This window comes from Peptostreptococcus stomatis DSM 17678, assembly GCF_000147675.1.
Taxonomy (GTDB): Bacteria; Bacillota; Clostridia; order Peptostreptococcales; family Peptostreptococcaceae; genus Peptostreptococcus; species Peptostreptococcus stomatis.
The window spans coordinates 19,400-45,857 of record NZ_ADGQ01000061.1; the positions used below are offsets into that span (position 1 = coordinate 19,400).

Sequence of the window (26,458 nt, forward strand, 5' to 3'; positions counted from 1 at the left end):
TTATTTTTAGATCATATCTATTTTTCACATATAAGACTCTTTTTATATATAATATTAGTCGTTGATTCGACTATAAATATTAATACCCCCTATTAATATTTATACCGACAAGCCTTTAAAAAAGACTACTAGCCGAATGATCTAGTAGTCTCTTAAATACTTGCATATGATCTTCTAATCCATACACCCCTATTTTTAAAAATAGACTAGTGAAAGACCATTTACTTGTTAGTTTTATTCTTTAATTCTTCATAGTTTAACTGCAGGTTATAGGCCTTGTTTTGGAATTCAGCAGCCATATTTTCTGCAACTGCCACCTTGTTTTCCATTTCCTTGACCTTCATTTCAAGAGATTTTACAATCTTATCTACATCTCCACCTACTTGTCCACCCGATGTTTCTAACTTTTTAATAGTTTCATCCTTGGATGCCAAGTCTGTTTCCAACTTAGAAATCTTTATCTTTAGGTCTGCTATTTTTGAGTCTGCCTCTTCTAGCTTTAAAAGTACATTATCAAATTCCTTTTCTACCTCTTCGTTCTTGTTTGAGTCCGTCTCCTTCATCTGGTAGATTTCCTTCTTTAGTTCTTCTATTTCACGGTCCCTATCGAATAACTTGTCTGCTATATTTACAGAAGTAAGTATGGCGGCACTAGTCTTGTTAAGAGAAGGGGCTGCCTTGCTTATATTCTTCAACTCTCCATCTATATACTTGGCAACCTTAACTATCTCTGCCTCGTTCTTTTCTCCTGCTATCTGGTAATCAACACCATCTATCTTCACACTAACTCTATTCATATCCACACTCCTATTTATACATGTAATAAGAAAAATAAATTCACATCATAGGCAAACAAGTGACTTTCAAATATTATCTTTATTTAACCTTGCCCTATAATGTCATATATCATCATTGCCTCTTACCATTATAACATAAAAAGAGCTAGTATAATAGTAGGTCTAAACTTATTGTATCAGATATTTCTAATCCAGTCTGACTCAACCTTATATGATCACCCTCCTGGATAATATGTCCGCTTCCTATATAGCTATTGATTATTTCAATATTTTCTTTATACTTGTCTTCGTCGATATTCTTGAGCCTATCCAAATACTTGGTTCTAGATATGCCCTCAATCTTCCTAAGTCCCAATATCAGGTATTCATTTAATTTTTCCCGGTTACTTATTGTCTCCTCAAAGTCTATAGGCCTCTCGCCAGCATCAAGCTTTTCGTAGTAGTTGAACATGTCCTTGTAGTTGGTATACCTCTTGCCTCCTAAGTAACCTGATGCACCCAGGCCTAGGCCGTAGTATTCCCTATCATCCCAATAGATTAGATTGTGCCTACACTCCTTATCCTGCTTGGCAAAATTTGATATCTCATATTGGCCATATCCCTTATCTGCCAGGTAGTCAATAGTATACCTATACATTTGGACATATTCATCCTCATCATAGTCAGTCAGGCTTCCATCCTCATACATATTGAAAAACTTAGTTCCTTCTTCTATTATTAACGAATAGGCTGATATGTGGTCTGGCTCCAAAGAGACAACCCTCTCAAGGGTCTCCCGCCAATCCTCTAAGGTCTGCCCCTGGAAGGCAAACATGAGGTCTATATTTATATTGTCGAATCCAACTGACCTGGCCAACCTATAGGACTCCAGAAACTCCTCATAGGTATGGATCCTTTCCAAAAACTTTAATAAGTGGTCTTGACTAGCCTGGAGGCCTATACTTAACCTGTTTAAGCCTCCCGCCTTCATAAGCTCTAGCTTATCCCTTGTAAGGCTGCCTGGGTTGGATTCCATTGTATATTCTCTAAGCTTAGATAAGTCTACATTTTTCCTTACAATTGAAAATAACCTCTCTAACTGACTTGCTGATAATATACTGGGAGTGCCCCCACCTATAAAAATAGTCTCAATATCATCAATCAGGTTACCAGCCTTATATAGGTTAAATTCTTTGTCCAGGTAAGATAGGTAGTCATCTATCTGGGTTCCATTTCCTACAAGGGATGTGAAATCGCAGTACCCACATTTTTTTGCACAAAAGGGTATGTGTATGTACAAGCCTCTAGTCTTCATAAATTCACACTCCAAAATTAAAACAACTAATATTGCCCAATAAAGCCCACCACGGCAAAAAGGACCCTCCTATAATCTTATAAAAAATGGCTAAACTGCAAGTCTTTACAATTTAGCCATCTAGATATCATTTATTACTTGGATTCAACCAGAATTATATATTACAGTATCCTACTACTGTGTAGTTAGCTGGTATACCATAATCCTTGTCTAGGTTATCAAATCCCCACTTAGAATCAAACATAGTAACGTCTAGTATTACACCGAAGTATAGCATCACGATACCTGCATCTATCTTGTTTAAGTAGCTTCCTCTGTAGTCTTCGCTATCTATAGCTAGCACAACCTTACCACCATCAACAATAAATCTCCATGGCTGCTTATTAAGAGCTGAAGGAGCCATCCTAGCATATGAGAATGCATCTAGTAGGGCTCTTTCTTCAAGTATTTCTGAAGTAGCTGCATTACCCCACTTGTCTATATAAACCATTTCTTCAAGACTAATTCTTTCAGATCCAGTATTTGCAGTAGACATATTAGACTTAGAATAGTTGTCACCAGTCTTAGCTTTATGCTCAACCTTAACTTCCTTTGAGCCATAACCTAAAGCTATTAGGGCTACTACTTCCTTGTCAGTTTCTAGACCAAGAGTCTTCTTAACCATATCCCTATCAGAATATGATACCCAACAACTATCTATTCCAAGATCTCTAGCCTTTAATATTGCTCTTTCACCTACATAGCCTGCATTTTCTAAGTGCTGTGGCTTGTCTTCTGATATCAATACTAGGTAGTTTGGTGCTTCGATCATTACACCCTGGTAACCTGCTATACCATATAGACGCTTGTAAGTGTCATCACCAGCAAAGAACTTAGGTTCAATAACTATTGATGAATCTAGCTTCTTACAATCCTTGATATAAGATTCTAATTCTAAAAGTGCCTTAGTATCTACTGGTGTTTCCTTAAAATGTCTTACTGATCTTCCATTCATTATTAATGACTTATAATCCATGTCAAACCTCCAAATATTATTGTTTTTGTATTTTTCTGACCATCTCTAACAGCCTTTCTTTCTCGTTAAGCTGGGGTTGGGATATAACTTGGCACAATAAGGCTTCTAGCAGGATTCCAACTTCTTTACCCCTAGCCAGGCCCTCATCGATAATATCCCTACCACTTATTTGTAAGTGAGAAACAGAAAAACACTCTCCTGTTTCTATTATATCATTAAATAGATTGAAAATTAAGCCGATATTTGCATATTTTTCAATAATTTTTGCATAAATTGCGTACTTAGCCAAAATATTATCCTTAGCATCCCTTAAAATGTACTTTATGGTAAGCCTTAAATCATCCCTAGTAGCATTTTCATTTAATAAATCTTCATACATATGATCCCTTAGGGCATTCCATATAAAGAGGGTCTTTTCCATATCCTTTTTTGAGTATTTAAAGAACTTCAAGAGGGCCTTTAAGTCTCCCTCATAATGGCTAAATATCATGGCTCTTTTGGCCGCTTGTAAATATTCCTCATGGGAATCTATATCTTCTAGGATCATTGCCCTGGTCAAGTCTTCTTCGTCAAAGCAAAAATCTCCAAACAGGTAACTTCTTATATCCAGGTCATTTATCAAACTTAATTTATTAGTATTAGCCCTTATTATACCCTCAAATTCAGTATTTATTCTCTCCATAGAAACCTTTTCAATATTTACAGAATTTCTTATTATGGAGTCCATGGTTTCACCCTCTATATCGAAGAACAGCTTGGCAGAAAACCTTAAAGCCCTTAATATCCTCAGGGCATCCTCATTAAATCTCTTGTCAGGATTTCCCACACACCTAACCAGCTTCTTTTCAATATCATCTAGACCACCGAACTTGTCCACCAGACCTACTTGGTCATTATAGGCCATGGCATTGATGGTAAAGTCCCTCCTGGATAGGTCATCTTCTAAGTTTTGACTATATGATACGGACCTTGGTCTCCTCATATCAAGGTAGTCACCATCTAACCTATAGGTAGTCACCTCAAAAGCTTCATCATCTATCAAGACAGTAACTGTCCCGTGTTGGATACCCGTTGGTATGGACCTTGGAAATATATTGACTATATCATCAGGAAGGGCATTTGTGGTGATATCCCAGTCATGGGGTATTTTCCCCATGACTGAATCTCTAACACATCCTCCAACTACAAAGGCCTCATATCCTGATGCTTGTATTGCATCTATAACCTGACTTGCCCTCGTAGGAATTTCAATTTTTATCTTCTTCATATCCTTAGTCATTTTAGTCATCCAATTTAAGTACAGACATAAAGGCCTTCTGAGGAACTTCAACATTACCAATCTGCCTCATCCTCTTCTTTCCTTCCTTCTGCTTTTCAAGAAGCTTTCTCTTTCTTGATATATCTCCACCATAACACTTAGCCAAAACATCCTTCCTATAGGCTGCAACAGTTTCTCTGGCTATGATCTTGTTACCAACAGCTGCCTGTATTGGCACTGGGAACTGGTGTCTTGGAATTTCTCCCTTTAACTTTTCACACATAGCCTTACCCCTTACAAAGGATCTAGATTCGTGAATTATAAAGCTTAGGGCATCGACCTGCTCCTTATTTATTAATATATCCATCTTAACGAGGTTAGAAGGTACATAACCCTTCATTTCATAGTCTATAGACCCATAACCCCTGGTTCTTGATTTCAGTGCGTCAAAGAAGTCGTATATCACCTCATTTAGTGGTAGTTCATAGTGGAGCATTACCCTGGTATCATCCATATATTCCATATCCTTCATAGAACCTCTTCTCTCCTGGCATAGCTCCATTACTACACCTACATAGTCCTTAGGTACTATGATATCACTCTTTACTATGGGCTCTTCAATCATCTTAATCTCTGTTGGTTCAGGTAGGTTTGCAGGGTTCTGTATCATTAATACCTCGTCATCCAACTTTGTAACCCTGTATATAACGGACGGGGCTGTAGTAATGATATTAAGGTCAAACTCCCTCTCCAATCTTTCCTGGATAATCTCCATGTGAAGCAGACCCAGGAAACCACACCTAAATCCGAAGCCTAAAGCAGCTGATGACTCAGCCTCAAACTCCAGGGCAGCATCATTAATCTGTAACTTTTCCAGGGCATCCCTTACATTTTCATATTTTTCTCCTTCACCTGGATAGATACCACAGTATACCATCGGTGTAGCCCTCTTATAACCTGGTAGGGGCTGGTCAGTCCTGTTATTAGCATCAGTTATAGTATCACCTACTCTACAAGACCTGATATCCTTTATACTAGCTGCTATATAGCCAACATCACCTGCAGATAGTTCTGGTAGCTCAGTGGCATTTGGTGCCATTACACCAACCTCTGTAACCTCGAACTTCTTCTTGCTGTTCATCATCTCTATAATCATGCCCTTCTTGACACAACCGTCAAAGACTCTTACATAGGCCACAACACCCTTGTAGGCATCGTAGTATGAATCAAATATAAGGGCCTTTAGTGGAGCCTGGTCATCACCAACTGGGGCTGGTACATGTTTAACTATGGCTTCAAGTACGTCTTCTGTATTTATATCATTCTTTGCAGATATTAGTGGGGCATCACTACAGTCTAGGCCAATCAAATCCTCTATCTCATCCTTGACGTAATCAGGTCTGGCACTTGGTAGGTCTATCTTATTTATTACTGGCAAGATCTCCAAGTCCTGTTCTAGGGCCAAATATACATTGGCCAAGGTCTGGGCCTCTACACCCTGGGCAGCATCTACTACCAATAGGGCTCCTTCACAGGCAGCCAAAGACCTAGATACCTCGTAGTTAAAGTCCACATGGCCTGGGGTATCTATTAGGTTTAGGTAGTAGGTATCCCCATCATTAGCCTTGTACTCTAGACGAACATTCTGTAGCTTGATGGTAATCCCCCTTTCTCTTTCTAGGTCCATATTATCTAGTAGCTGGGCCTTCATATCCCTCTCTGACACTAGTCCTGTCTTTTGTATAAGCCTATCTGCCAGGGTAGACTTACCATGATCTATATGTGCAATTATGCTAAAATTCCTAGTATTTTTTTGTCTATTTACCAAATAAATTCCTCCTCTTCTGTAAGTTTCCATATGTATTCAACCTACATTTTACTTTAAAAATCTGTCAACGTAAAGATGTGTATTGAAAAATGAATATTTTTTTATTAAATATTGTAATTTAGCTTGATTTTTGTCTTTAAGTCTGTTAAAATTGTGTATGTTGATTATGAATTTAGAACATTTATAGGGAGGTGAAGATAGATGGCAAATATTAAATCTGCTAAGAAGAGAATCGGTGTTATAGAAAAGAAAACTGCTTTAAATAGAGTTAGAAAGTCTCAGATAAAGACTGCAATAAAGAGATTCGACGAAGCTGTAGTTGCAGGTAACAAGGAAGAAGCTCAGGCTAAGTTCCAGTTAGCTCAGAAGAAAATATACCAGGTAGCATCAAAGGGTACTATCCATAAGAATGCTGCTGATAGAAAGGTTTCTAAACTTGCTAACAGACTAAACTCTATGAACGCTTAATGAGGAATAATATGATATCGACGGGTATCATTTATAATTGTGACAACGCAATGTATAGATATATCTTGTGTGTCAAACGTTTGAAAATACTAGATATAACAAATCCACTAGCCTGCTAGTGGATTTGTTTATATCTGGTATTTTTTTATTTGCAAGTATATGACCCTTTAAAATTCTTCTATCATCATTTTCAATAAGAAACTAGCTTCCATAAATATTGTCATATATCGTCTTTTTATACTTTTTCTTTATCACTATATACATTATTAATCCTAATATTATATATATCAAACTACAAATACCTGCCAAATTTGTATAAGATGTCAAGGTTACTTGGTTAATCAAGGTAATGAATATCCATGTTTCAAGAAGCGATACAAGAAAAGGAAGTATAAAGACCCACCTTAGTGTGCTTGCCAAGATACCATTTAGTTCTTCTTGACTCAAACCTATTTTAATCATAATGCTATACTTCTTGCTCTCTTCTTCAATAGAAGAATATAGTCTTGAGTATATAATACTTGCTATTCCTATTAAAAATGATATGCATAATATACTCCCAACATAGGAAACTAACCTTCTTGTCAAGTTTTCACTTTCATAGTAGCCATAATAGGTCATAAAAGTTTCCTTTCCTATTTCAAATCCTATATCCTTTTTTAAATCTCTTACTTCTTTTTGATTATCTTCTATAAAATCAGCCTGCATAAAGGCATATATTTTTTCCTTGACCAGGTCTTTGGATAGGTGAGCATACTTTTTATCAGAAATAACTGTAACACTTGAAAAATAACCTGATAAAGCAATTATCCTCCTGTCTAGACCATTTTCTTTTTTTATACCATACTGGTCAAGCTTTTTTCTTACCTTATCCCCTAAAATTGGGTCCTTTTTCCCATTCACCCCAACCAGGAAATATTCGTCATCTGCCAAACTTACCCTATCCCTTTTTAATAAATCAGCTACATCATTGTACATTGATTGAGATAAAACTATATGTCTTATAGGCTTTTCATTGCTTTTGAACTTACTGTATCTTATTGTAAGTTCCTTAAATCCTTGTTTTTTAGATAGGCTATTAGATATTATTTCCGCCTTCTTATCGCCATCAGCTTCATTTTCCCAATTTGCATACATATAGGCATAGGGCATTATTTTTTCCGTATCTTCAGCAACATTAAGAGGTGCTCCAACTATATATACGAATGAAGTCAGAACTATAAAAAACAAAATCATAGCACCCGCCATAGTCTTGATATTAGTATGGATTTTGTACTTAAAATTAGTCACCCTTATTAGGTTGCTCTTCACATATATCTTTCCACTTTTTTTCATAACTAAATGATAGATAGAAAAAATCAGGTTGAAAAGAAAGTAAGAAATACTAATAAGAGATAGGAGGTCCAATATATAAATAAAGGTGAAAAAATCTCTTTTAAGGTGAAAATAGAGAGTAGGTCCTAGAAAAATTACAAGTGCTAGTGAAGAAAGGACAAAATGGCTTTTTTCAGCAACTTCTTCTTTTTTTAGAAGGTCTATTATCTTTTTCTTTCTCAAAATTATAGGGGCTAGTAATGATATTAACAAAAACAAGCCTCCCATTAAGCCTATTGTAAGCATAATTGGCATAAGTGGTAGATAGAAATTCAGTTTTAGGTTATCTATCAAGGTCTGTGCAATTAGTAAAAATAATTTTGAAAAAATCAATCCACTTACTATCCCAACAAACAATGAAAGCATAGAAATTATCATATTTTCAAGAAATATCAATTTTTTAAACTGCTTCTTACTGGCACCTATAATATTTAGGATTGCGAATTGCCTGCTCCTATTTTTTAAAAAGTTACCCACCGAGTATAAAATTAGTACAAACGAGAAAATCATCGATACTATACTCGCCGTAAATAATACAAGGCCAATGGTACTCCCCTTGTCTACTATTTTTAATGCGGGATGCATAGACAAAACAGAAAACAAGAAGAAGATAAATACAGAAAATACACAACTTAAAAAGTGGTATAAGTATGTCTTAAAATCTCTTTTTATATTATAGTAGGCAAAATTAAGTAGGGTCAATTTCATCACCTCCAAGCAGGCTCATAGTATTTAGTATTTCCTTTTTATACATATTTATATCATTTCTATTTATTATTTCCTGATATAAACTGCCATCTTTTATGATATATGTTTTATCAGAGTAGGATGCAATATTAGGATCGTGGGTTACCATAATAATTGTAACCCCCATAGATTCATTCAACTTCTTAAATAGTTTCATCACATCTCTTGCTGCTTTAGAATCAAGATTTCCTGTAGGCTCATCTGCCAGTAATATCGAAGGTTCGTTTATTACAGCTCTTGCTATAGCTACCCTTTGAGCCTGTCCCCCTGAAATTTCATAAGTCCTTTTATCAAGTAAATATGAAATTCCAAGAAATTCACTTATCTCATTCAGCCTTTTGTCCATTTTATCCAAAGGGATATTATCCAGGGTAAGTGGTAGTATAATATTCTCTCCTACAGTCAGGGTCTTAATCAGGTTAAAATCTTGGAATACAAAACCTAACTCTCGTCTTCTAAATGTTGAAAGCTGACTATCATTCATCTTGTAGGGGTCTCTCCCTGCAATCAAAACAGAACCACCTGTTGGCTTGTCAATAGTCGATATGGTATTTAAGAAGGTGCTTTTACCGCTTCCACTTGGCCCCATTATGGCTATAAATTCACCTTTTTTAACCTCCATATTTATGTCACTTAAAGCTTTGAAAGAAACTTTACCCCTGTATGTTTTTTCAAGATTTGATACTTTTAATATCATAATTTTACTCCCTATATAATAGATTTAGGTTATTAAGCTAACCTATAAAGCTTTAAATTGCTGAGTACTTTCATTTACTTAGCTAGAATTTTTTCTTTATTTGTCTTATATTTTACAGGATACTAAATCAAATAAAAATCCGATAATATTACTCAAGCTTACATTTTTGTAATATTACCGGATATATATCCACTAAAATATTATTGTCATGGTCGTACCCCTACCTATTTCAGACTCCACTTCCAATTTATGGCCCAAGTACTCAATGACCTTTTTAACTATATAAAGACCTATTCCACTTGAATCAGCATTGTTTCTTCCATTTTTACCTATGTAAAACAATTCAAAAATATTATCTAAGTCAGCTTTTTCTATACCTATACCCTCATCAATAATTGATAGTATTACCCTATCAGCTTTCCTTTCAGCTCTAATCGTCACGGTTTGCCCCTTATCACTATATTTAATGGCATTGGTAAGAATTTGGTGGATGATTAATTTCAACCACTTTGAATCTGAATATACATAAATATCATCATCTATATCCAGCCTAGGATAAATTTGAAATGTAATAAAGTAGTCTTTCAAGCCATTTATACTATCCTTGCATGCTTGTTTCAAGAATACTTTTTCAGATACAAAATCATTTTTAAATTCGTCTAACCTATAAAGATCCAAAATTTGATTTAAATTATATTCAATGGCATTGATATTCCTCACTATCTTCTTATAGTCATCCTCTTGCCTGTGATTTTCACAAATAAGCCTCAGGACAGATAAGGGTGTCTTCATTTGGTGGACAAACCTGTATATCATAACTTTTTGCAACTTCTTGTCCTGTTTTTGTAAGATTTCCCTCTTGCTATTATTGTTTATTATTTCCCCTATCATAGTATTGTAATTTTCTTCAAGGGAACTCCTTGGTTCATCTATCAGGTAATCATTTAAGAGGTCACTTTTAAGGAAAAATTTACCATAGACCCTTCCTATTTTATAAAACCTAAACAAAAAGAATATAAACAATATAGAGAATACTAAAAAAGCAAAGTAGAAAATCTCTTCAAACCAAAGACCCTCTATATAAAACAAGATTCCGAAAAATAATACCTGCACAAAAAAAACTATTAAAAAAATAGAAATATTATTTAAAACAAATAATTTTAATACCCTTTTATCCTTCATATTCTACCTTATATCCCATCCCTCTTACCGTTATTACCTTTAAGTCAGATTCCAACTCTTTTAACTTTTTTCTAACCCTGCTGATAGTTACATTTAGGGTGTTTTCTTCTACAAACATTTCACTATCCCAAATTTCAGATAATATTTTTTCACGACTTACTACATTGGGGTAAGAATCAAACAAAATGCCTATCAGTATAGCCTCATTCTTTGGCAGGTCTATCTGCTTATTTTTGCACTTTAGGGTGAACCTAAGTTTGTTAAAAGAACAGTCCCCACAAGTAGAACCAGTTTCTTTATTAGCATACTCTCCATAGGCCCTCCTAAGTTGGGAATTTACCTTTGCTAGCAAGAGGTCATATGAAAAAGGCTTTGTTATATAGTCATCTCCACCGCTCATAATGGCCCTTACCTGGTCATAGTCTTCAGTCCTTGCAGAAGTAAATATAATAGGTACCCTTGTTATCTTCCTGATTTCATTACACCAATAAAATCCATCAAAGTAGGGAATGTTAATATCCAGTAAAATTAAATCCGGACCATGCCCATCTACAAATTTATCTATATTCTTAAAATCCTCACAAATAGAAACTTCGAAATCATACCTTTCAATATATTCCTTGACTAGGCCTGCCAAATCAGAATCATCTTCTATCATACATATTTTAAACGCCATAAATACCTCCTGAATTATCAATAGTAGTAAAGAGTTGATTATTCAATCAACCGACCAAACTTATACATGAAATAGTCTATCTTTTGCTACTTTTTTGAAGCTTTTACTATGAGTATTTCCGCTGCCAGCCTGTCTGACATCTTACCCTGCTTGATAGCATAGTCAAAATCAGATATGGACTTGATAATAGCCCTGATTGATTCTTCGTCAAAATTTTTAGCCTGGCTGGTCAACTTATTTAATACAAACTTTTGAAGACCCATGGTATTTTTTATGGTATCAAAGGATACCCTTGAATCCTGTAGGGCCTTTATCTGGAGTATTTGGCTAAACCTTGCTGACAACAAGGAAAAGGTCCCCAAGATAGACCCACCCCTGTAGATCATATCATCAAATAGGTTTAGAGCCATCTTTGTATTCTTTGACCCTATCATATCTATCATCTTAAATACATTATCCTCTATATTATTAGTCAAAAGCCTGTCTATAGACTCCTTGTCCAAGGAATTTCCCTTGCCAAGGTAGGCGGATATCTTATCTATTTCATTTTTTAAATCTGCCAGGGTTACCGATGATTTTTTATCCTTATAGCCCACCAGGTCTATAAAGTAGACCAACTCAGAATTATTAGCCCGTATCTGGTTTTTCTCAAAGGCCTCCTTGCACCATTTAAAGAGGTCCATGTCGTCAAGCTTGTCCATGACCAAAACATCACCCAGCTTGCTAACAGCCTTATACAATCTGGATTTTTTGGTATCTATATCTCCATAAGAGGCAAATAATACCAGGGCTGTATCAGGCATATCCTCAATTATCCTGATTAGTTCAGACTCTGCCTCATCATTAAAGAACCTTCTCTTGGTCTGAAATAATTCAAAATCTTTGACAAGGACATACCTCTTGTCAGACATCATGGGTAGGGTCTCTATAGCTGATACCATGCTTTCTAAATTTGTTTCCTGGCCGTCTATAATAGTCAGGTTAAAATCTGGCATAGAATCCTTAGCCAGGTCCCTAAAAGCATCAACTAGATTATCTATAAGAAGTAGCTCCCTACCATAAACCAGGTTAATCTTATTCAATTTTCTATCCTTAAATTTTTCTAGTAGGTCACCTATCTTCATATATCCTCCTCTTAATCTGTCTTGTTCACCTTAATATAATATATTTCCAAAAATATTGCAAGTCCAAGGACACCTATATAGTAGGCTAGCAATAGAAGTGGGTTCATAGACCTTACCTCCATATTATAAACCCCGTAATTTGCCAACTTCTCCAAATAATAGTATAGAGGCCTTAAGATAGCTTCATTGATATACGCTACCAATAAGGCAAGGTCTAAAGATATACCATAAAGAAGCAGGGATATCATGTCTAAAAATACTATAAGACCTATAAAGGGCAAGATCAGGATATTTCCTATCAGTCCAACCATGGAAAAAGTCTTAAAATTATAGACAACCAGGGGAAAGGTTAAAATATTTGCAGCCAGGCAGGTATTCAAAAAATTAAAATATATGTACTTTCTTAAATACTTTGAATATATGACTATGGATAGGACAGCCAGAAAACTCAACTGGAAGGATATATTGTATATAATATAGGGATTTAGGTAGACCATTATACTGGCTATAAGGGCCAATATATTGATTGGGTCTAACCGCCTATCCACAAAATATGCCAAGGCCCCCAATACGCTGAGTCCAATAGCCCTAGTGATAGATGGACCACCACCAACCAGGATATTGTAAAATATTAGGCCAATGAATAAAAGACCCAACCTATCCAACCTATTAATCCTGTCAACCAGGACCAGGAAAATCCCTACCAGTATAGATATATGAAGTCCAGATATACTCATTACATGGCTTACCCCTGCATCCCTAAATGTATAGACCACATCCTTATCAAGGTCTCCCCTATAGCCTAGGACTATAGAGTTTAGTATATCTCCATAAGCCTTATACATAAACTTATTAGCACCTATACAATAGTCCTTTAAGCTTCCTATCCTGTAATATAATCCTGACCTTCCATATATATCCAGGTTAGATACCTCTATATATGTATCTATTCCCCTAGACTTTAGGTATCTTCCATAATCAAAGTCCTTGATTATAAAGTTATTTAAGTCTCTTGACTTCCCGTATAAACATAACCTATCGCCAATATGGACCCCCCTGTCCTTGCCAGAAAAATCAACGGCCAGGACCTTGCCCATATAGTAGTTTGTTATTTTCTTTTTCTTTACTATGTTTGTTACCATACCCCTAGCCTGGCCAAGGTCTCCATAGCCTGCCTGCCTAGTTCCTATTCTATGCCAATTAAATATTAGGACCAAGACCAGGACTAGTAGTCCAAACCTTCTCATAAAACCACCTCTATGAGTTATAGGCAGTTTTTATACAAAAAAGTATCTAAAGGTTTTTTACCTAAACATATTCATTTATATGGTTGGTTTTTTTCTTAAAATCAAAAATAGCTTTCAAGCTATCACTTGCTTCCATCCCCTTTATAAAGCATATATCCTCAATAGTCCTATATCCAAATAGAAGGCTGGCCAATTCATTTATAGTAAGGCTAATATCAATTTCAGGTTGATCCTCAACCAGCTTTTCCAGACTACCCCTTTCCTCTCCCAGGATAGTATTCTCAGCCAGACCATATAAGTCACTAACTGCATTGCCATGCTTCTTAGCCCTTAGTATTCCACTTTTATTATCAAACCTGTAAATACCATTATTTTCTCTAATCACAGGGTCACTTACCTCTATATTTGCACTATGGCTTCCTTGAAGGTTTGTATCTTCATGGTTTAAACTTGCTTCCTCGCCCAGGCCACTTTTTATCTCCAGGTCAACCAAAAATTTTTCTAAGTCTATTATCCTTGCCATCATAAAAGGTTTTAAAGTAAAGCTGGCATCTTTAGGATTGTCCAGTATATCCATCAACCTGTCATCTAGGCCCGTATTAATAGTTACAGCCTTACACTGGGTATTATGATTGAATATAAACTTTAATACAGACTGGTAGGCACCCATGTCCTTGTAATATACCTCTCTTACAAAGAAGTTCCCCCCCTCTATAGTATAGGCAAGGTAGGCTGTAGGTTGGCCATCCCTATAAAAAATATATGTATAACCACCATCTATATCCATTTCCTCAATGAATTCTGAAAAATAGGCCTGGTCCCTAAGGGCGGAGCCATTGTAGCCGGCAATGGCTGATGAATAAACATCTAGCAAATCACCCGCTTCTTCCTTGCCGGCCCTCTTGAAGTTACCATCTAACTTAAATTTTTTTAGGTCGAATATATCTAACTTAACCTCTAAAATATCATAGCAAGTCTCAAAGCCATAAGACCTGTATAGCCTATGGTCTATAGGCATCAAAATTGCAAATGACTGGTCCATGGCCCCTATTTCATATAGTGACCTCGACATCAGGTCGGCCATAAAGCCCATCCCCCTTGCTTCTGGCAGGGTAGATACGCCTACTATATACGATGTAGCCAGGTCCTTACCCGACAGATTAAGTCTGTGTTGGTTTAGGTGGATTGATGACAAAATCCTTCCCCCATCCTCTACCACCATCGTCTTTTCTGGCTTGTACTTATTTTTAAAGTAAAAGTCCACATAGGCCTGACTATCCGCAAAACAGTAGGTCCAAAGGTCCCTTACTCCCTGGTTTTCATTTATATTTGTAAATCTAATTTCCATACTTACTTCCTTTCAAAATACACTTACCTATATTATAGCATGCTAGCTTTACCCAAGACTAACTAGGACTTATTTTTTTTGATAATTATATGATCCCAGTTACTCTTTTGCAAAAAATAACACTCCCGTATAAAGAATCTTACGGGAGTGTTATTATCTCATTATTATTTTTAATCATATTTTTACTTTACTTATCTGTGGATTCACTTATACAGATCTAACTGTATACTTTTCTACAAATCTTTCAGGATAATATGACATCTTAGCCTTCCTTAGACCTTCGACCCCCATATCTTCCTCCCTATTTACCCACTTCACATCTGGAAAAATATCGCTTATAAACATCTGGTTGATATATGGATAAAGACCTCTTATCTCAGCATTTGCCTTTTCTATGTGAACAAGGGCCATCTCGTCATTTATCTTCTCTCCCATACTAAAGGCTTCAAGTTTTCCATCTATAAATATACCGTAAACTTTCAGTTTGTCCTTTAAAGCCGAGTAGTTATCGAGTAGTTTCTTTATACCTATATACTCATCATCTATGCTATCTTCAAATTCCTGGTCCCCATCCTTGCTTGTAGACCAGGACTTCAATAGGTCAAAACACTCAGGAAAGTCCTTTTCATCTAAAAGCCTTCTCTCAACCCTACCTTCATATTCTCTCTTAAAGAAGTTCAGGTGATTTCTTTTACCACTCAATTTTCTTCCCTTGACTGTCCTTAGCTTCTCGGCATCGTATACATAGTCAAATATATCCCTCTCCTCTATATACTCAAACTTGCCAGGATATAGGTTCTTCAACATTGCTACAACATTTAGGTCAATACCCCTAAAATATATCTTGTGTTTGCCATCATCAAAGAAGTTGATAGCATACTCGATTGCTTCTGGTATCTTATCCTCAGGAGCCAGTGGTAGGATAGAGAATATCTCACCATTATGTTCTCCAACCAGGATAGCAAATCCATCACCTATATGGTAATGTGTCTTGTAGGCGTGCTGCCACATATATAAAGTATTAAAACAGTATTCACATGCTTCATAATTAACCAAATCAAAGTACTTGTCAAGTATTGGTTTGGCCTCAATATTTATCTCCTTAAATTCCATAAAATCTCCTCAATTCTTCTTACCATACAAAATATTAATTCATTATTAACTAATATTTTGAAAACTGTCTATATAATATTACAATATTTCTCTTGATTTTAGCTTTACTATATATATATTTGACTTTCATTATTGAATACCCATCTTCCCAGTTTCCTAATCATATCCCTTAGTTAATCTAGGACTGGTATCAAGTCATAGCATAAAATATATAATCCACTAAGCTAACTGTTTTATTATATACCCAAGGGATAAAAATGTAAACAATAAAATTACATTTAGAAAGGAAGATAACGTTTCTATGAGAAAAAAATTACTTTTCAAGGGTCTCCTTGTCTGTTTGACCCTCCTATATACAATATTTTGCCTGACAGCCTGTAACCCCCACCAGGGCCAGCTTGAAATCCATCTTATAGATGTTGGTCAGGGCGACTCTACCCTGGTGGTAACACCTGACAATAAAAATATACTTATAGATGGTGGTGAAGATGAATACTCAAGAAATGTAATCCGCCACTTAAAAAGGTCTCATATTAAAAAACTTGATGCTGTTATAGGTACCCATTTTGATAGCGACCATATAGGAGGTCTGGACAAGGTTATAGAGGAGTTTCCAACAAAAAATGTCTACTTCCCCCCATCCAGGGCATCAAAGACCGACCTGATAGAAATCCTAGATGTATGTAGGAGAAAGAATATTAAAATTACCCCTCTTAAGTCTGGTGACCAGGTAAAACTTGACCATACCCTTATAAATGTCCTATCCCCCAGGAATATCTCCAGGGATGATGAAAATAAGAATTCCCTTATTTTCACCATCTTTCAGAATGGTACAAGTTTTATGTTTACTGGTGATGCAGACTCCGAGATGGAAAAAGAAGTCCTGGCTCACTACAGGCTACCCAGGTGTATTTACCTCAAGACAGGCCACCATGGTAGTAAGACAGCTTCCTGTGATGAGTTTATAGGCACTATAAGACCCCAGATGGCCTCAATATCCTGTGGCTACAAAAATAAGTATGGTCACCCCCACCAAGAAACCCTGGATACCTTCAAAAAATACCAGGTTCAAACCTTCCGTACAGACTTAAATGGGGACATGGTCTTTTACTTCGATGTCAGAAATACAAAAAAAATCTATTCTAAAAGAAAGTACCTTTTGGAATAGATTTTATACATATTTATTTAGCTTATTTGGATATTAAGCCCAGTAGGTCTCTAACTACATAAGAGGCAATTACGAGACCTCCTGCTGATGGTACAAAGGATATACTTCCATTGATCCTTTCTAAGCTACCATCATCTTCTACCACTAGTGGCTTACTTGGTTTTTCCTTTGAATAAACCACTGTCAGCTTCTTTATCCCCCTTTGCTTGGCCTCTTTACGGACCAACTTGGCCAGGGGGCACATTTCCGTCTTGTGTATATCACTTATCTCTATCTGGCATGGATCTAGTTTATTGCCCATGCCCATAGAACTAATAATATTTAGTCCCCTAATATAACAAGTTTCTATAAGGTGGATCTTTGACTTTACCATATCTATAGCATCAACAACATAGTCATAGTGATCCTCTAATAATTGGTCTGATGTTGTCTCATCATAGAGACAAATATGTCCTTTTACATCTATATTTGGATTGATATCCCTAACCCTATCTAGGACTACATCAACCTTCTTACACCCAAGGGTTGAATGGAGGGCTGGTAGCTGCCTATTTACATTGGTTATATCTACATCATCAAAGTCAACCAGGGTCAAGTGGCCTATGCCTGCCCTTGCCAGGGCTTCAACAACATAACTACCCACTCCACCTAGACCAAATACTATTACGCTAGCCTGGTCTAGTTTTTCTATAGCCTGGTCCCCAATTATAATGCTTGTTCTTTCCTTAAATTTATCCATAGCTTACCTACTGTCTATTTAGTAAAGAAGTCTTCTATCTTCTGACCCAACTTTTTCTTGCTAGCATTGACAGTTTCACCATTTTCTTCAGCAAATTTCTTCAATAGGTCAGCCTGTTTATCACTCACCTTCTTAGGTATTTGAACATTTACCTTGACATACTGGTCTCCCCTAGAGGATGAGTTAATACGCTGTATACCCTTGCCCTTTAGTCTAAAGACAGTTCCGGTCTGTGTTCCTGCTGGCATCGAGTACTTAACACTTCCATCTATAGTAGGAACCTCTAGTTCATCACCCAGTGTAGCCTGGACAAATGATATAGGCATATCCATATATATGTCAAAACCATCCCTCTTAAAAGTCTTATGTGGCTTGACATCTATCCAAAGATATAGGTCACCCCTAGGTGCTCCAGGGTCTCCAAATTCACCCTGACCTGCTAATTTTATCATCTGGCCATCATCTATACCAGCTGGTATGTTTACTTCTATTGTTTTGGTCTTTCTTACTGATCCAGAGCCTCCACACTTACTACATGGACTCTCTATCTTTTCTCCTGTACCATGACAGTCAGGACACTCTCTCTGTGATGCCATACTACCAAACATAGTCTGTCTAACCTCACTGATTACACCCCTGCCACCACATGTCTTACATGTAGTTTTTGATGTACCAGTCTTGCATCCTGTACCATGACATTCTTCACACTCTTCACTTCTATTTACTTTAATATTTACCTTCTTACCAAATACGGCCTCTTCAAAGGTAATTCCTATATGCTGCCTAATATCAGCACCCTTTCTAGGGCCCCTCTTTTGGGCACCACCAAAACCACCAAATCCTCTAGAGCCTCCTCCAAAGAAGTCTCCAAATATGTCTCCAAATATATCTCCAAAGTCACCAGCACCATTAAAGCCACCGGCTCCTCCAAATCCACCCTGACCATTTACTGCATCTGCACCATACTGGTCATAGATCTGTCTCTTTTGTGGATCTGACAATACCTCGTAGGCTTCATTTACTTCCTTGAATTTTTCTTCTGCTTCCTTGTTGTCAGGATTCTTATCTGGATGGTATTTCATGGCTAATTTTCTATATGCTTTTTTTAGTTCTTTATCATCAGCAGTCTTTTCTACACCCAAGACTGCATAATAGTCCTTATTTGCCAAAATTCACACCTCCCTCTTTAATTTAACAACAATAGCTTGCGGTCATCCACAAGCCATTGTCGTATTTCACCTATCAATTATAGGTTATATTTTCACTCCTGTCTATACCGGACCTAATAATCTTTACTTGTCGTCAACTTCTGTAAAGTCAGCGTCAACTACATTATCATCTTTTGGCTGGTCCTGAGCCTCTTCCTGACCACCCTGCTGAGCCTGCTGAGCTGCCTGAGCCTTAGCATAAAGGTCCTGAGAAACCTTCTGGAACTTGCCCATCAATGCTTCTACTGCAGCGTTGATTTCTTCAACCGAAGCATCTTCCTTGTCCTTAACTTCTCTAACCTTAGCTATAGAAGCCTCTATATCAGCCTTTTCGTCTGCAGCTATACTTTCTCCGGCTTCAACTAATGTCTGTTCTGTCTGATAAGCTATAGCCTCAGCATGGTTTACTGCCTCTATCTTTTCCTTCTTCTTCTTATCAGCTTCTGCATTAGCTTCTGCTTCTCTTACCTTCTTTTCTATTTCTTCTTCTGACATGTTAGTGTTAGAAGTTATAGTAATCTTCTGTTCCTTACCAGTACCTAGGTCCTTAGCAGTTACATTTACTATACCGTTGGCATCTATATCAAATGTAACTTCTATCTGAGGTATACCCCTCTTTGCTGGTGGGATGTTAGTCAACTGGAATCTACCTAGAGTTGTATTGTCATATGACATAGCTCTTTCACCCTGTAATACATGGATGTCAACTGCAGTCTGGTTGTCAGCTGCTGTAGAGAATACCTGTGACTTCTTAGTTGGTATTGTTGTATTTCTTTCAATTATCTTAGTAAATACATTACCTAGTGTTTCTATACCTAATGATAGTGGAGTAACATCTAGTAGAAGTATGTCATTTACTTCACCTGTTAATACACCTGCCTGTATTGAAGCACCTGCAGCAACACATTCATCAGGGTTGATACCCTTGTGTGGGTCCTTGTTTATAAACTTCTTAACAGCATCCTGTACAGCTGGTATTCTTGTAGAACCACCAACAAGTAGTACATCATCTATTTCTGATACAGATATGCCTGCATCCTTAATTGCCTGTTCAGTTGGTCCCATAGTCTTAGCAACTAGGTCGGCAGTCAATTCATTAAACTTAGCCCTAGTCAAGTCCATATTCAAGTGCTTTGGACCTTCTGCAGTCGCAGTTATAAACGGAAGGTTTATATTTGTTGTCATTGTAGAAGATAGTTCCTTCTTAGCCTTTTCAGCTGCTTCCTTTAATCTCTGAAGGGCCATATTGTCAGCCTTAAGGTCTATACCTTCTGCCTTCTTGAATTCACTTGCCAAGTAGTCTATAAGAACCTGGTCGAAGTCATCTCCACCTAGCTTGTTGTTACCAGCTGTAGCCAATACTTCGAAAGTACCATCACCGATTTCTAGCAAAGATACGTCGAAAGTACCACCACCAAGGTCGAATACCAGGATTTTCTTTTCTTCTTCTAACTTATCAAGACCATAAGCTAGTGATGCAGCTGTCGGCTCGTTGATTATTCTCTTAACTTCTAGGCCTGCTATTTTACCTGCATCCTTAGTTGCCTGTCTCTGAGCATCTGTAAAGTAGGCTGGAACTGTGATTACAGCCTCAGTTACCTTTTCACCCAAGTAGGCTTCAGCATCTGCCTTTAACTTCTGTAATATAATAGCTGATATTTCCTGAGGAGTATAGTCCTTACCATCTATATTTACCTTGTAATCAGTACCCATATGAGTCTTGATTGATGTTATAGTCCTAGTCGCATTAGTTACAGCCTGTCTCTTCGCTGGCTCACCAACTATTCTTTCACCATCCTTAGTAAAAGCTACTACTGATGGAGTAGTTCTCATACCTTCGTTATTAGGTATAATTGTAGGCTCTCCACCTTCTAATACTGCAACACATGAATTAGTTGTTCCTAAATCTATTCCTATTACCTTTCCCATTTTTATTACCTCCAAAATTAAACTTTTTATTATTTTTATTTATATTTTTTATTTTACTAACTTTTTTAATCTACTTCTAGCAAGAAACCTTGACCATGCTGGCCCTTAAGACCTTCTTGTCTAGCTTGTATCCCTTTTGAAGAACCATCAGTATCTTACCTGGTTCATATTCATCACTAGCCTCCTGCATAACTGCCATATGAAGGTTAGGATCAAATTCCTGGCCAAGTTCTGCATCTATACTTTCCAGTCCTGAACTCTTCAGGGCATCCAGAAGTTGCTTGTATACCATGTCTACACCAACAAATAGTGGACTTTCCTTGTCCTCACAAGCCTCTAAGGCTCTTTTCATATTGTCTATAACTGGTATCAACTCATTAAAGACCTTTTCATTAGCATATAGGCCTATAGTTGCCTTTTCTTCTGCTGTCCTTCTTCTGAAATTTGCATATTCAGCATTCAGTCTCAAGATAGCTTCTTCCTGGTCCTTTATCTTATTTTCCAGACTCTTTATTTTAAAGTCTGGTTCACATTCATCTATATTTTCCTGATCACTTCCTTCAGATTCAGGTCCAGACTTTTCTTCATTGACAAGATCCTGTCCATCCTCCACTAGTATTTCTTCACTTGTTTCATTTTTTATGTCCTCTTGGACTATTTCCTCATCCTTATCAATTGGATCCTTTCTTTCCTTATCCAAATCATACACCCCTCTCATTATTTATAGTCATCACTTACCATCTAGCAACATACTCATATAATTTAAGATTGAGTATACCTTTGAATAATCCATCCTAGTTGGTCCTATGAAACTTATCTTACCCTGAAGGTCATCCTGGACATTATAGGTAGCTGTTATGATACTCAAGTCTGTACTTACATCATCACCATTACCAATAACTATATTCAGGTTGTCCTTTTGAATACCCTTAGTCCTTATCATCTTGGCCAGGCTTTCACGCTCTTCCAACATATTTAGGAAGGACTTGGCCTTCACCATATCACTGAACTCTGGATAGTTAAAGATATTTGTTGCCCCATTCATGGAAATCTTGTAATCACTATCCGCATTCAAGAGATAGACTAGGTCATCTACTATTTCTGAATACTCACCTATTTCATATTTAATATAGGCTATCATCTCTTCATCCAACTCACTAAACTTTTTACCGGATAGCTTGTTGGACAGGCTAGTTGAAATTACATTTAACTTAGCCTGTGGAAGCTCTACAAGTGTATCAAACTCCCTGCTCTTTATCTCACCATTATCTGCTACCAGTATCAATAAGATTTTTTCTGGTGATAGGCTGACTAGCTGGATGTACTTTATGGTCCTTAGTCCCCTATTCCTATCATATACTGCAACAGTAGTATAGTTGGTGATGCTAGACAGGATCTTGGATAATTCTTCTAGAAGGTCATCCACCCTGTTAAAGTTATTCTCCACACACTTTCTAAGCAATTCCTTTTCATCTTCTTCTAACTCCCTATTACCCATCAGGGAATCTACATACAACATGTAGCCCTTCTTGGTTGGGATTCGGCCTGCAGACGTATGGGGTTGAACCAAGTAACCCAAATCCTCTAGGTCAGACATTTCATTTCTGATAGTCGCTGCTGAAATTCCAAAATCATATTTTTTAGATATGGTCCTGGATCCAACAGCCTCAGCCGTTTCCACATAGTCCTTTACTATGGCCTTTAATATATTTAATTGTCTCTCCGTAAGATCCATAGTATCACCGTCCTTTTTGTTATTATCACTCACTCACTTAGAGTGCTAAAAGCTTATGTATATATTACACCACTTTTTATGGCCCTTGTCAAGCACTTAAATAAAAAAATAAATTTCTTTTTTAACAGAATCTTTCTTCTAGCTTATCTATTAGGCAAGAAAAAGAGGACCAATCCTCCCACTAGTCTATCTAGTAGGAGGCGGTCCCCTCTTAAAAATTTTAACTTTTATAAGTAATATCTAGTAGATATATGCGGATATTTAAGATACCCTATCTCATACTATAATACTTCAACATCTACATTTTCTCTGTCAGCGATCTGCTTGTTTATCTTAGCTAGGAAGTCCTCAACTGACATCTGGCCTAATTCACCCTCATCTCTAGATCTTACTGATAGTAGGCAACTTTCCATTTCCTTTTCACCAACTACTAGCATATAAGGTATCTTTTCTAACTGGGCTTCTCTGATCTTGAATCCAACCTTTTCTGCCCTGTAATCTAGTTCAACCCTGATTCCAGCATCAAATAACTTGTCCTGTAATTCCTTAGCGAAGTCATTGTACTTGTCTGATACAGATAAGACCTTAACCTGGCATGGAGCTAGCCATACCGGGAATTTACCTGCATAGTTTTCTATTAGTATACCTATGAATCTTTCTATAGAACCTAGGGCAACCCTGTGTAGCATTACTGGTCTATGCTTTTCCCCATCCTTGCCTACATATGTAGCATCAAATCTCTGAGGTAACTGCATATCTAGCTGGCAAGTACCACACTGCCAAGTTCTTCCTAGACAATCCTTTAGGTGGAAGTCTATCTTAGGTCCGTAGAAGGCACCATCACCTTCATTTACCCTGTATTCCATACCCATTTCTTCTAGGGCACCCCTTAGGCCGTCTTCTGCAATTGCCCATTCTTCATCAGTACCCATTGAATCTTCTGGTCTAGTAGACAACTCTACATGGTAGCTAAATCCAAACTGCTTGTACACCTTGTCTATCAGGTTGATTACTTCCTTAACCTCACTTCTAATCTGGTCTGGTAAACAGTAGATATGGGCATCGTCCTGAGTAAAGGCTCTTACCCTCATTAGTCCGTGTAGTGCACCTGACAACTCGTGTCTATGTACCCTACCTCTTTCACCAACTCTCATTGGGAAATCTCTGTAAGAGTGTAGCTGTGACTTGTAGAATAACATTGCTCCAGGACAGTTCATAGGCTTAATTGCGTAATCCTCTTCATCTATCTGGACAGTATACATATTTTCCTTATAGTGGAACCAGTGTCCTGAAGTCTCCCATAACTTTCTATTTAAGATTATAGGAGTTTCTATTTCAACATAGTGGGCTTCCCTATGAACTTCTTCCCAGTACTTCATTAGGGCAGCCTTTAGGGCAGTACCCCTAGGTAGGAACAATGGGAATCCTGGTCCTTCATCTGGTATCATAAATAGGCCTAATTCCTTACCTATCTTTCTATGGTCTCTCTTCTTAGCTTCTTCCAACATAAATAGGTGGGCATCAAGGTCCTTCTTCTTTTCAAATGAAGTACCGTATACTCTCTGAAGCATCTTGTTATTTTCGTCACCCCTCCAATAAGCACCAGCTATTGACTGTAACTTAAAGGCCTTTATCTTCTTAGTTGACTCTAGGTGTGGTCCCCTACATAGGTCTACAAATTCTCCCTGTCTATACATAGAGATTATTTCACCATCTGGTAGGTCATTTATCATTTCTACCTTGTAGTCTTCCCCTATTTCGGCCATCATCTTGATAGCCTCTTCCTTAGATACTTCAAAACCTTCTATGCGTAGGTCTTCCTTTACTATCTTCTTCATCTCTGCTTCTATTTTTTCCAGGTCCTCTGGAACTAGTCTATAGTCTAGGTCAAAGTCATAGTAAAAGCCATTTTCTATAGCTGGGCCTATAGCCAACTTAGCTTGAGGCCATAATCTCTTAACTGCCTGGGCAAATATATGGGCTGAAGTATGTCTGAATACTTCCTTACCCTCTGCATCTTCAAACTTATAGAAGTCAACCTTACAATCCTTGTCCAACTTCTTGTTTAGGCTTTCTAGCTTACCATCTACAGCACCAACTAGGACGCTTCTAGCAAATCCATCACTAATTCCCTTAGCTACATCTAAAAGTGATGCTCCATTTTCAACTTCTACAAAGTTGCCATCTCTTAATTCAATCTTTAACATATCTATCCCTCCATAATTTAATTCTTTAGTCTTTACTATACTTAGTAAAAGTCCAGGTTTTTTATACAAGGATCCTTCTTTGAGTCTTACAAGTTTCTCGAGTATTTATAAGGCTCAAATTTGTATAAAAAAATCCCAATTCATAAAGAATTGGGACGAATAATCGCGGTTCCACCCAAGTTTCCAGATAGACTCTGGACACTCAAACGACTATAAGGTAGTCAACCGAACACTTTCACCTAGGCTACTAAGTCCTGCTCAAAGGTAGTTTTCAGATAGGTCTGTCTAGTTGGACTTCCAGCCGATGATCCAACCTCTCTATAGATGATTGCCACCCTACTCTTCCTTTTTCATAGCATATATCTAAGATGTATACATTCTAACACATCAATAATTAAATTGCAAGTAAAATTCAGATTTTTTATATATCCTACCTGTAAATTAATTCTTACATATCTTGAATTGTCAAGTCAAATGCAACTCTACTGAATGATAAACCTCGTATGGAGTTTTCCAATTTAAGCATTTGCGCGGTCTAAGATTTATTTCTTTCATTTTTGCTTCAACATAGCTATCTGATTGATTAATATCCATAGTTTTCGAGAAATATTCTCTAAGCAATCCATTGGTGTTTTCGTTTGTTCCTCTTTGCCAAGGATGATGTGGAAATGGAAAATAAAACTCTACTAAATTCAACTCCTGACTAATTTCTGAATGTTTAGAAAACTCTTTCTCTCTATCTGGAGTTATTGTTTCTAGAGGTTGATTTTATAAAAGCTCAATCATCGCTTGTTTTACTAAAAATGAATTCTTTTTTGCAATTTTTTACATAGTAGATACCTACTTTTTCGATCAGTTAATGTTACTAAGCAAGCCTTACCAGTCTGTCCCATAACTGTATCAGCCTCCCAATCACCTAATCGTTCTCGATTATTTGCAGGATCTGGCCTATCTGTAATCAAATTACTAATTTGAATAATTACTAATTTGAATTTTGCCACGTCTTTCTTCATAATTTTTTGTATGACGGCTTTTACCACGATGTCGTAGTTTGCGAATAACTCCTCTATTTCCATGTGATAGTACTTTTTCATCAAAACGACCATTATATATTTCCCTGTAAATTGTATTGTAGCTAATAGTGAAGCTTGAATTTTCAAATTTCAATCGAGAAGAAATCTGTTCCGGAGACCATTGATGCCTCAAAAATAAATCCTTTACACATTCATATAGACTTGTATTATCTAGCTTTTTTCTTGGTCTACAATTAAAGCGTCTATTTTTATATCTGTCATGGGCTTCAC

At 36.9% G+C, this 26,458-nt stretch carries 22 protein-coding genes, 1 pseudogene and 1 other annotated feature; of the genes and pseudogenes, 2 read left to right on the top strand and 21 right to left on the bottom strand.

Annotation, left to right across the window (positions count from 1 at the left end; genetic code table 11):
- Positions 1-221: 221 nt before the first annotated feature.
- From zapA to lepA, 5 genes are all read right to left on the bottom strand, one after another.
- The gene (gene zapA, locus HMPREF0634_RS06815; RefSeq protein ID WP_040565871.1) at positions 222-797 is read right to left on the bottom strand and encodes a cell division protein ZapA; all 576 of its coding nucleotides are present in this window, start codon (positions 795-797) and stop codon (positions 222-224) included.
- A 145-nt stretch (positions 798-942) separates the two neighbouring features.
- The gene (gene hemW, locus HMPREF0634_RS06820) at positions 943-2,091 is read right to left on the bottom strand and encodes a radical SAM family heme chaperone HemW (protein WP_007790226.1); all 1,149 of its coding nucleotides are present in this window, start codon (positions 2,089-2,091) and stop codon (positions 943-945) included.
- A 154-nt stretch (positions 2,092-2,245) separates the two neighbouring features.
- Positions 2,246-3,106 carry a nitroreductase family protein gene (locus tag HMPREF0634_RS06825; RefSeq protein ID WP_007790213.1) on the bottom strand — a complete coding sequence of 287 codons (861 nt, stop codon included), beginning with the start codon at positions 3,104-3,106 and terminating at the stop codon, positions 2,246-2,248.
- Positions 3,107-3,122: 16 nt separating this feature from the next.
- The gene (locus HMPREF0634_RS06830; protein ID WP_007790215.1) at positions 3,123-4,385 is read right to left on the bottom strand and encodes a CCA tRNA nucleotidyltransferase; all 1,263 of its coding nucleotides are present in this window, start codon (positions 4,383-4,385) and stop codon (positions 3,123-3,125) included.
- A gap of 1 nt (position 4,386) precedes the next feature.
- Positions 4,387-6,192 carry a translation elongation factor 4 gene (gene lepA / locus HMPREF0634_RS06835; RefSeq protein ID WP_007790228.1) on the bottom strand — a complete coding sequence of 602 codons (1,806 nt, stop codon included), beginning with the start codon at positions 6,190-6,192 and terminating at the stop codon, positions 4,387-4,389.
- Positions 6,193-6,393: 201 nt separating this feature from the next.
- On the opposite strand from lepA, the gene rpsT reads away from it, so the two are divergent.
- Positions 6,394-6,660: a 30S ribosomal protein S20 gene (gene rpsT, locus HMPREF0634_RS06840; RefSeq protein WP_007790239.1), complete on the top strand. Its 267-nt coding sequence runs from the start codon at positions 6,394-6,396 to the stop codon at positions 6,658-6,660.
- Between the two features lie 201 nt (positions 6,661-6,861).
- Here rpsT and HMPREF0634_RS06845 read toward each other — a convergent pair whose 3' ends face one another.
- The 8 genes from HMPREF0634_RS06845 to HMPREF0634_RS06880 form a co-directional block, all read right to left on the bottom strand.
- Positions 6,862-8,736 (bottom strand): FtsX-like permease family protein, encoded by a 1,875-nt coding sequence (locus HMPREF0634_RS06845; RefSeq protein WP_007790232.1) that lies wholly within the window; start codon positions 8,734-8,736, stop codon positions 6,862-6,864.
- The gene (locus HMPREF0634_RS06850; RefSeq protein WP_007790217.1) at positions 8,723-9,478 is read right to left on the bottom strand and encodes an ABC transporter ATP-binding protein; all 756 of its coding nucleotides are present in this window, start codon (positions 9,476-9,478) and stop codon (positions 8,723-8,725) included. Before HMPREF0634_RS06850 ends, HMPREF0634_RS06845 begins: the two co-directional genes overlap by 14 nt.
- A gap of 192 nt (positions 9,479-9,670) precedes the next feature.
- Positions 9,671-10,591, bottom strand: coding sequence for a sensor histidine kinase (locus HMPREF0634_RS06855; protein WP_243440523.1), 921 nt, complete (start codon positions 10,589-10,591; stop codon positions 9,671-9,673).
- 58 nt (positions 10,592-10,649) lie between these two features.
- On the bottom strand, positions 10,650-11,336 hold the full coding sequence (locus tag HMPREF0634_RS06860) for a response regulator transcription factor (protein WP_007790252.1): 687 nt from the start codon (positions 11,334-11,336) through the stop codon (positions 10,650-10,652).
- Between the two features lie 86 nt (positions 11,337-11,422).
- Positions 11,423-12,460 (bottom strand): DNA polymerase III subunit delta, encoded by a 1,038-nt coding sequence (gene holA, locus HMPREF0634_RS06865; protein WP_007790246.1) that lies wholly within the window; start codon positions 12,458-12,460, stop codon positions 11,423-11,425.
- An 11-nt stretch (positions 12,461-12,471) separates the two neighbouring features.
- Positions 12,472-13,707 carry a ComEC/Rec2 family competence protein gene (locus tag HMPREF0634_RS06870; protein WP_007790268.1) on the bottom strand — a complete coding sequence of 412 codons (1,236 nt, stop codon included), beginning with the start codon at positions 13,705-13,707 and terminating at the stop codon, positions 12,472-12,474.
- 61 nt (positions 13,708-13,768) lie between these two features.
- The gene (locus HMPREF0634_RS06875; RefSeq protein WP_007790249.1) at positions 13,769-15,055 is read right to left on the bottom strand and encodes a GNAT family N-acetyltransferase; all 1,287 of its coding nucleotides are present in this window, start codon (positions 15,053-15,055) and stop codon (positions 13,769-13,771) included.
- Positions 15,056-15,262: 207 nt separating this feature from the next.
- Entirely contained in the window at positions 15,263-16,168 is a 906-nt protein-coding gene (locus tag HMPREF0634_RS06880) for a DUF2156 domain-containing protein (RefSeq protein WP_007790229.1), read from the bottom strand.
- A gap of 301 nt (positions 16,169-16,469) precedes the next feature.
- On the opposite strand from HMPREF0634_RS06880, the gene HMPREF0634_RS06885 reads away from it, so the two are divergent.
- A complete protein-coding gene (locus HMPREF0634_RS06885) occupies positions 16,470-17,336 on the top strand; it encodes a ComEC/Rec2 family competence protein (RefSeq protein WP_007790219.1) in 867 nt (288 codons plus the stop codon).
- Positions 17,337-17,358: 22 nt separating this feature from the next.
- Here HMPREF0634_RS06885 and HMPREF0634_RS06890 read toward each other — a convergent pair whose 3' ends face one another.
- From HMPREF0634_RS06890 to HMPREF0634_RS09875, 8 genes and pseudogenes are all read right to left on the bottom strand, one after another.
- Positions 17,359-18,075 (bottom strand): tRNA threonylcarbamoyladenosine dehydratase, encoded by a 717-nt coding sequence (locus HMPREF0634_RS06890; protein ID WP_007790218.1) that lies wholly within the window; start codon positions 18,073-18,075, stop codon positions 17,359-17,361.
- A 14-nt stretch (positions 18,076-18,089) separates the two neighbouring features.
- The gene (gene dnaJ / locus HMPREF0634_RS06895) at positions 18,090-19,244 is read right to left on the bottom strand and encodes a molecular chaperone DnaJ (protein WP_007790234.1); all 1,155 of its coding nucleotides are present in this window, start codon (positions 19,242-19,244) and stop codon (positions 18,090-18,092) included.
- A gap of 123 nt (positions 19,245-19,367) precedes the next feature.
- Positions 19,368-21,212, bottom strand: a complete 1,845-nt coding sequence (gene dnaK, locus HMPREF0634_RS06900; protein ID WP_007790269.1) for a molecular chaperone DnaK — start codon at positions 21,210-21,212, stop codon at positions 19,368-19,370.
- Between the two features lie 76 nt (positions 21,213-21,288).
- On the bottom strand, positions 21,289-21,921 hold the full coding sequence (gene grpE, locus HMPREF0634_RS06905) for a nucleotide exchange factor GrpE (protein ID WP_408634990.1): 633 nt from the start codon (positions 21,919-21,921) through the stop codon (positions 21,289-21,291).
- A gap of 21 nt (positions 21,922-21,942) precedes the next feature.
- Positions 21,943-22,947, bottom strand: a complete 1,005-nt coding sequence (gene hrcA, locus HMPREF0634_RS06910; RefSeq protein WP_007790207.1) for a heat-inducible transcriptional repressor HrcA — start codon at positions 22,945-22,947, stop codon at positions 21,943-21,945.
- Between the two features lie 281 nt (positions 22,948-23,228).
- Positions 23,229-25,154 carry a threonine--tRNA ligase gene (thrS, locus tag HMPREF0634_RS06915; RefSeq protein WP_040565873.1) on the bottom strand — a complete coding sequence of 642 codons (1,926 nt, stop codon included), beginning with the start codon at positions 25,152-25,154 and terminating at the stop codon, positions 23,229-23,231.
- Between the two features lie 148 nt (positions 25,155-25,302).
- Positions 25,303-25,517, bottom strand: a binding site (T-box leader).
- A 102-nt stretch (positions 25,518-25,619) separates the two neighbouring features.
- Positions 25,620-25,904, bottom strand: a complete 285-nt coding sequence (locus tag HMPREF0634_RS10180; protein ID WP_408634991.1) for an IS30 family transposase — start codon at positions 25,902-25,904, stop codon at positions 25,620-25,622.
- Positions 25,905-26,120: 216 nt separating this feature from the next.
- Positions 26,121-26,458, bottom strand: a pseudogene (locus HMPREF0634_RS09875) (IS30 family transposase); the annotation flags it as partial.

Excerpts from the sequence above, each read along its gene's own strand:
- HMPREF0634_RS06880 (WP_007790229.1), bottom strand. The coding sequence starts at position 16,168 with ATGGAATTTAAGGAGATAAATATTGAGGCCAAACCAATACTTGACAAG.
- holA (WP_007790246.1), bottom strand. The coding sequence starts at position 12,460 with ATGAAGATAGGTGACCTACTAGAAAAATTTAAGGATAGAAAATTGAAT.
- hrcA (WP_007790207.1), bottom strand. The coding sequence starts at position 22,947 with ATGGATCTTACGGAGAGACAATTAAATATATTAAAGGCCATAGTAAAG.
- HMPREF0634_RS06890 (WP_007790218.1), bottom strand. The coding sequence starts at position 18,075 with ATGGATAAATTTAAGGAAAGAACAAGCATTATAATTGGGGACCAGGCT.
- HMPREF0634_RS06860 (WP_007790252.1), bottom strand. The coding sequence starts at position 11,336 with ATGGCGTTTAAAATATGTATGATAGAAGATGATTCTGATTTGGCAGGC.
- hemW (WP_007790226.1), bottom strand. The coding sequence starts at position 2,091 with ATGAAGACTAGAGGCTTGTACATACACATACCCTTTTGTGCAAAAAAA.
- HMPREF0634_RS06875 (WP_007790249.1), bottom strand. The coding sequence starts at position 15,055 with ATGGAAATTAGATTTACAAATATAAATGAAAACCAGGGAGTAAGGGAC.
- HMPREF0634_RS06830 (WP_007790215.1), bottom strand. The coding sequence starts at position 4,385 with ATGACTAAGGATATGAAGAAGATAAAAATTGAAATTCCTACGAGGGCA.
- rpsT (WP_007790239.1), top strand. The coding sequence starts at position 6,394 with ATGGCAAATATTAAATCTGCTAAGAAGAGAATCGGTGTTATAGAAAAG.
- HMPREF0634_RS06870 (WP_007790268.1), bottom strand. The coding sequence starts at position 13,707 with ATGAGAAGGTTTGGACTACTAGTCCTGGTCTTGGTCCTAATATTTAAT.
- dnaK (WP_007790269.1), bottom strand. The coding sequence starts at position 21,212 with ATGGGAAAGGTAATAGGAATAGATTTAGGAACAACTAATTCATGTGTT.
- HMPREF0634_RS06825 (WP_007790213.1), bottom strand. The coding sequence starts at position 3,106 with ATGGATTATAAGTCATTAATAATGAATGGAAGATCAGTAAGACATTTT.
- HMPREF0634_RS06850 (WP_007790217.1), bottom strand. The coding sequence starts at position 9,478 with ATGATATTAAAAGTATCAAATCTTGAAAAAACATACAGGGGTAAAGTT.
- HMPREF0634_RS06885 (WP_007790219.1), top strand. The coding sequence starts at position 16,470 with ATGAGAAAAAAATTACTTTTCAAGGGTCTCCTTGTCTGTTTGACCCTC.
- zapA (WP_040565871.1), bottom strand. The coding sequence starts at position 797 with ATGAATAGAGTTAGTGTGAAGATAGATGGTGTTGATTACCAGATAGCA.
- thrS (WP_040565873.1), bottom strand. The coding sequence starts at position 25,154 with ATGTTAAAGATTGAATTAAGAGATGGCAACTTTGTAGAAGTTGAAAAT.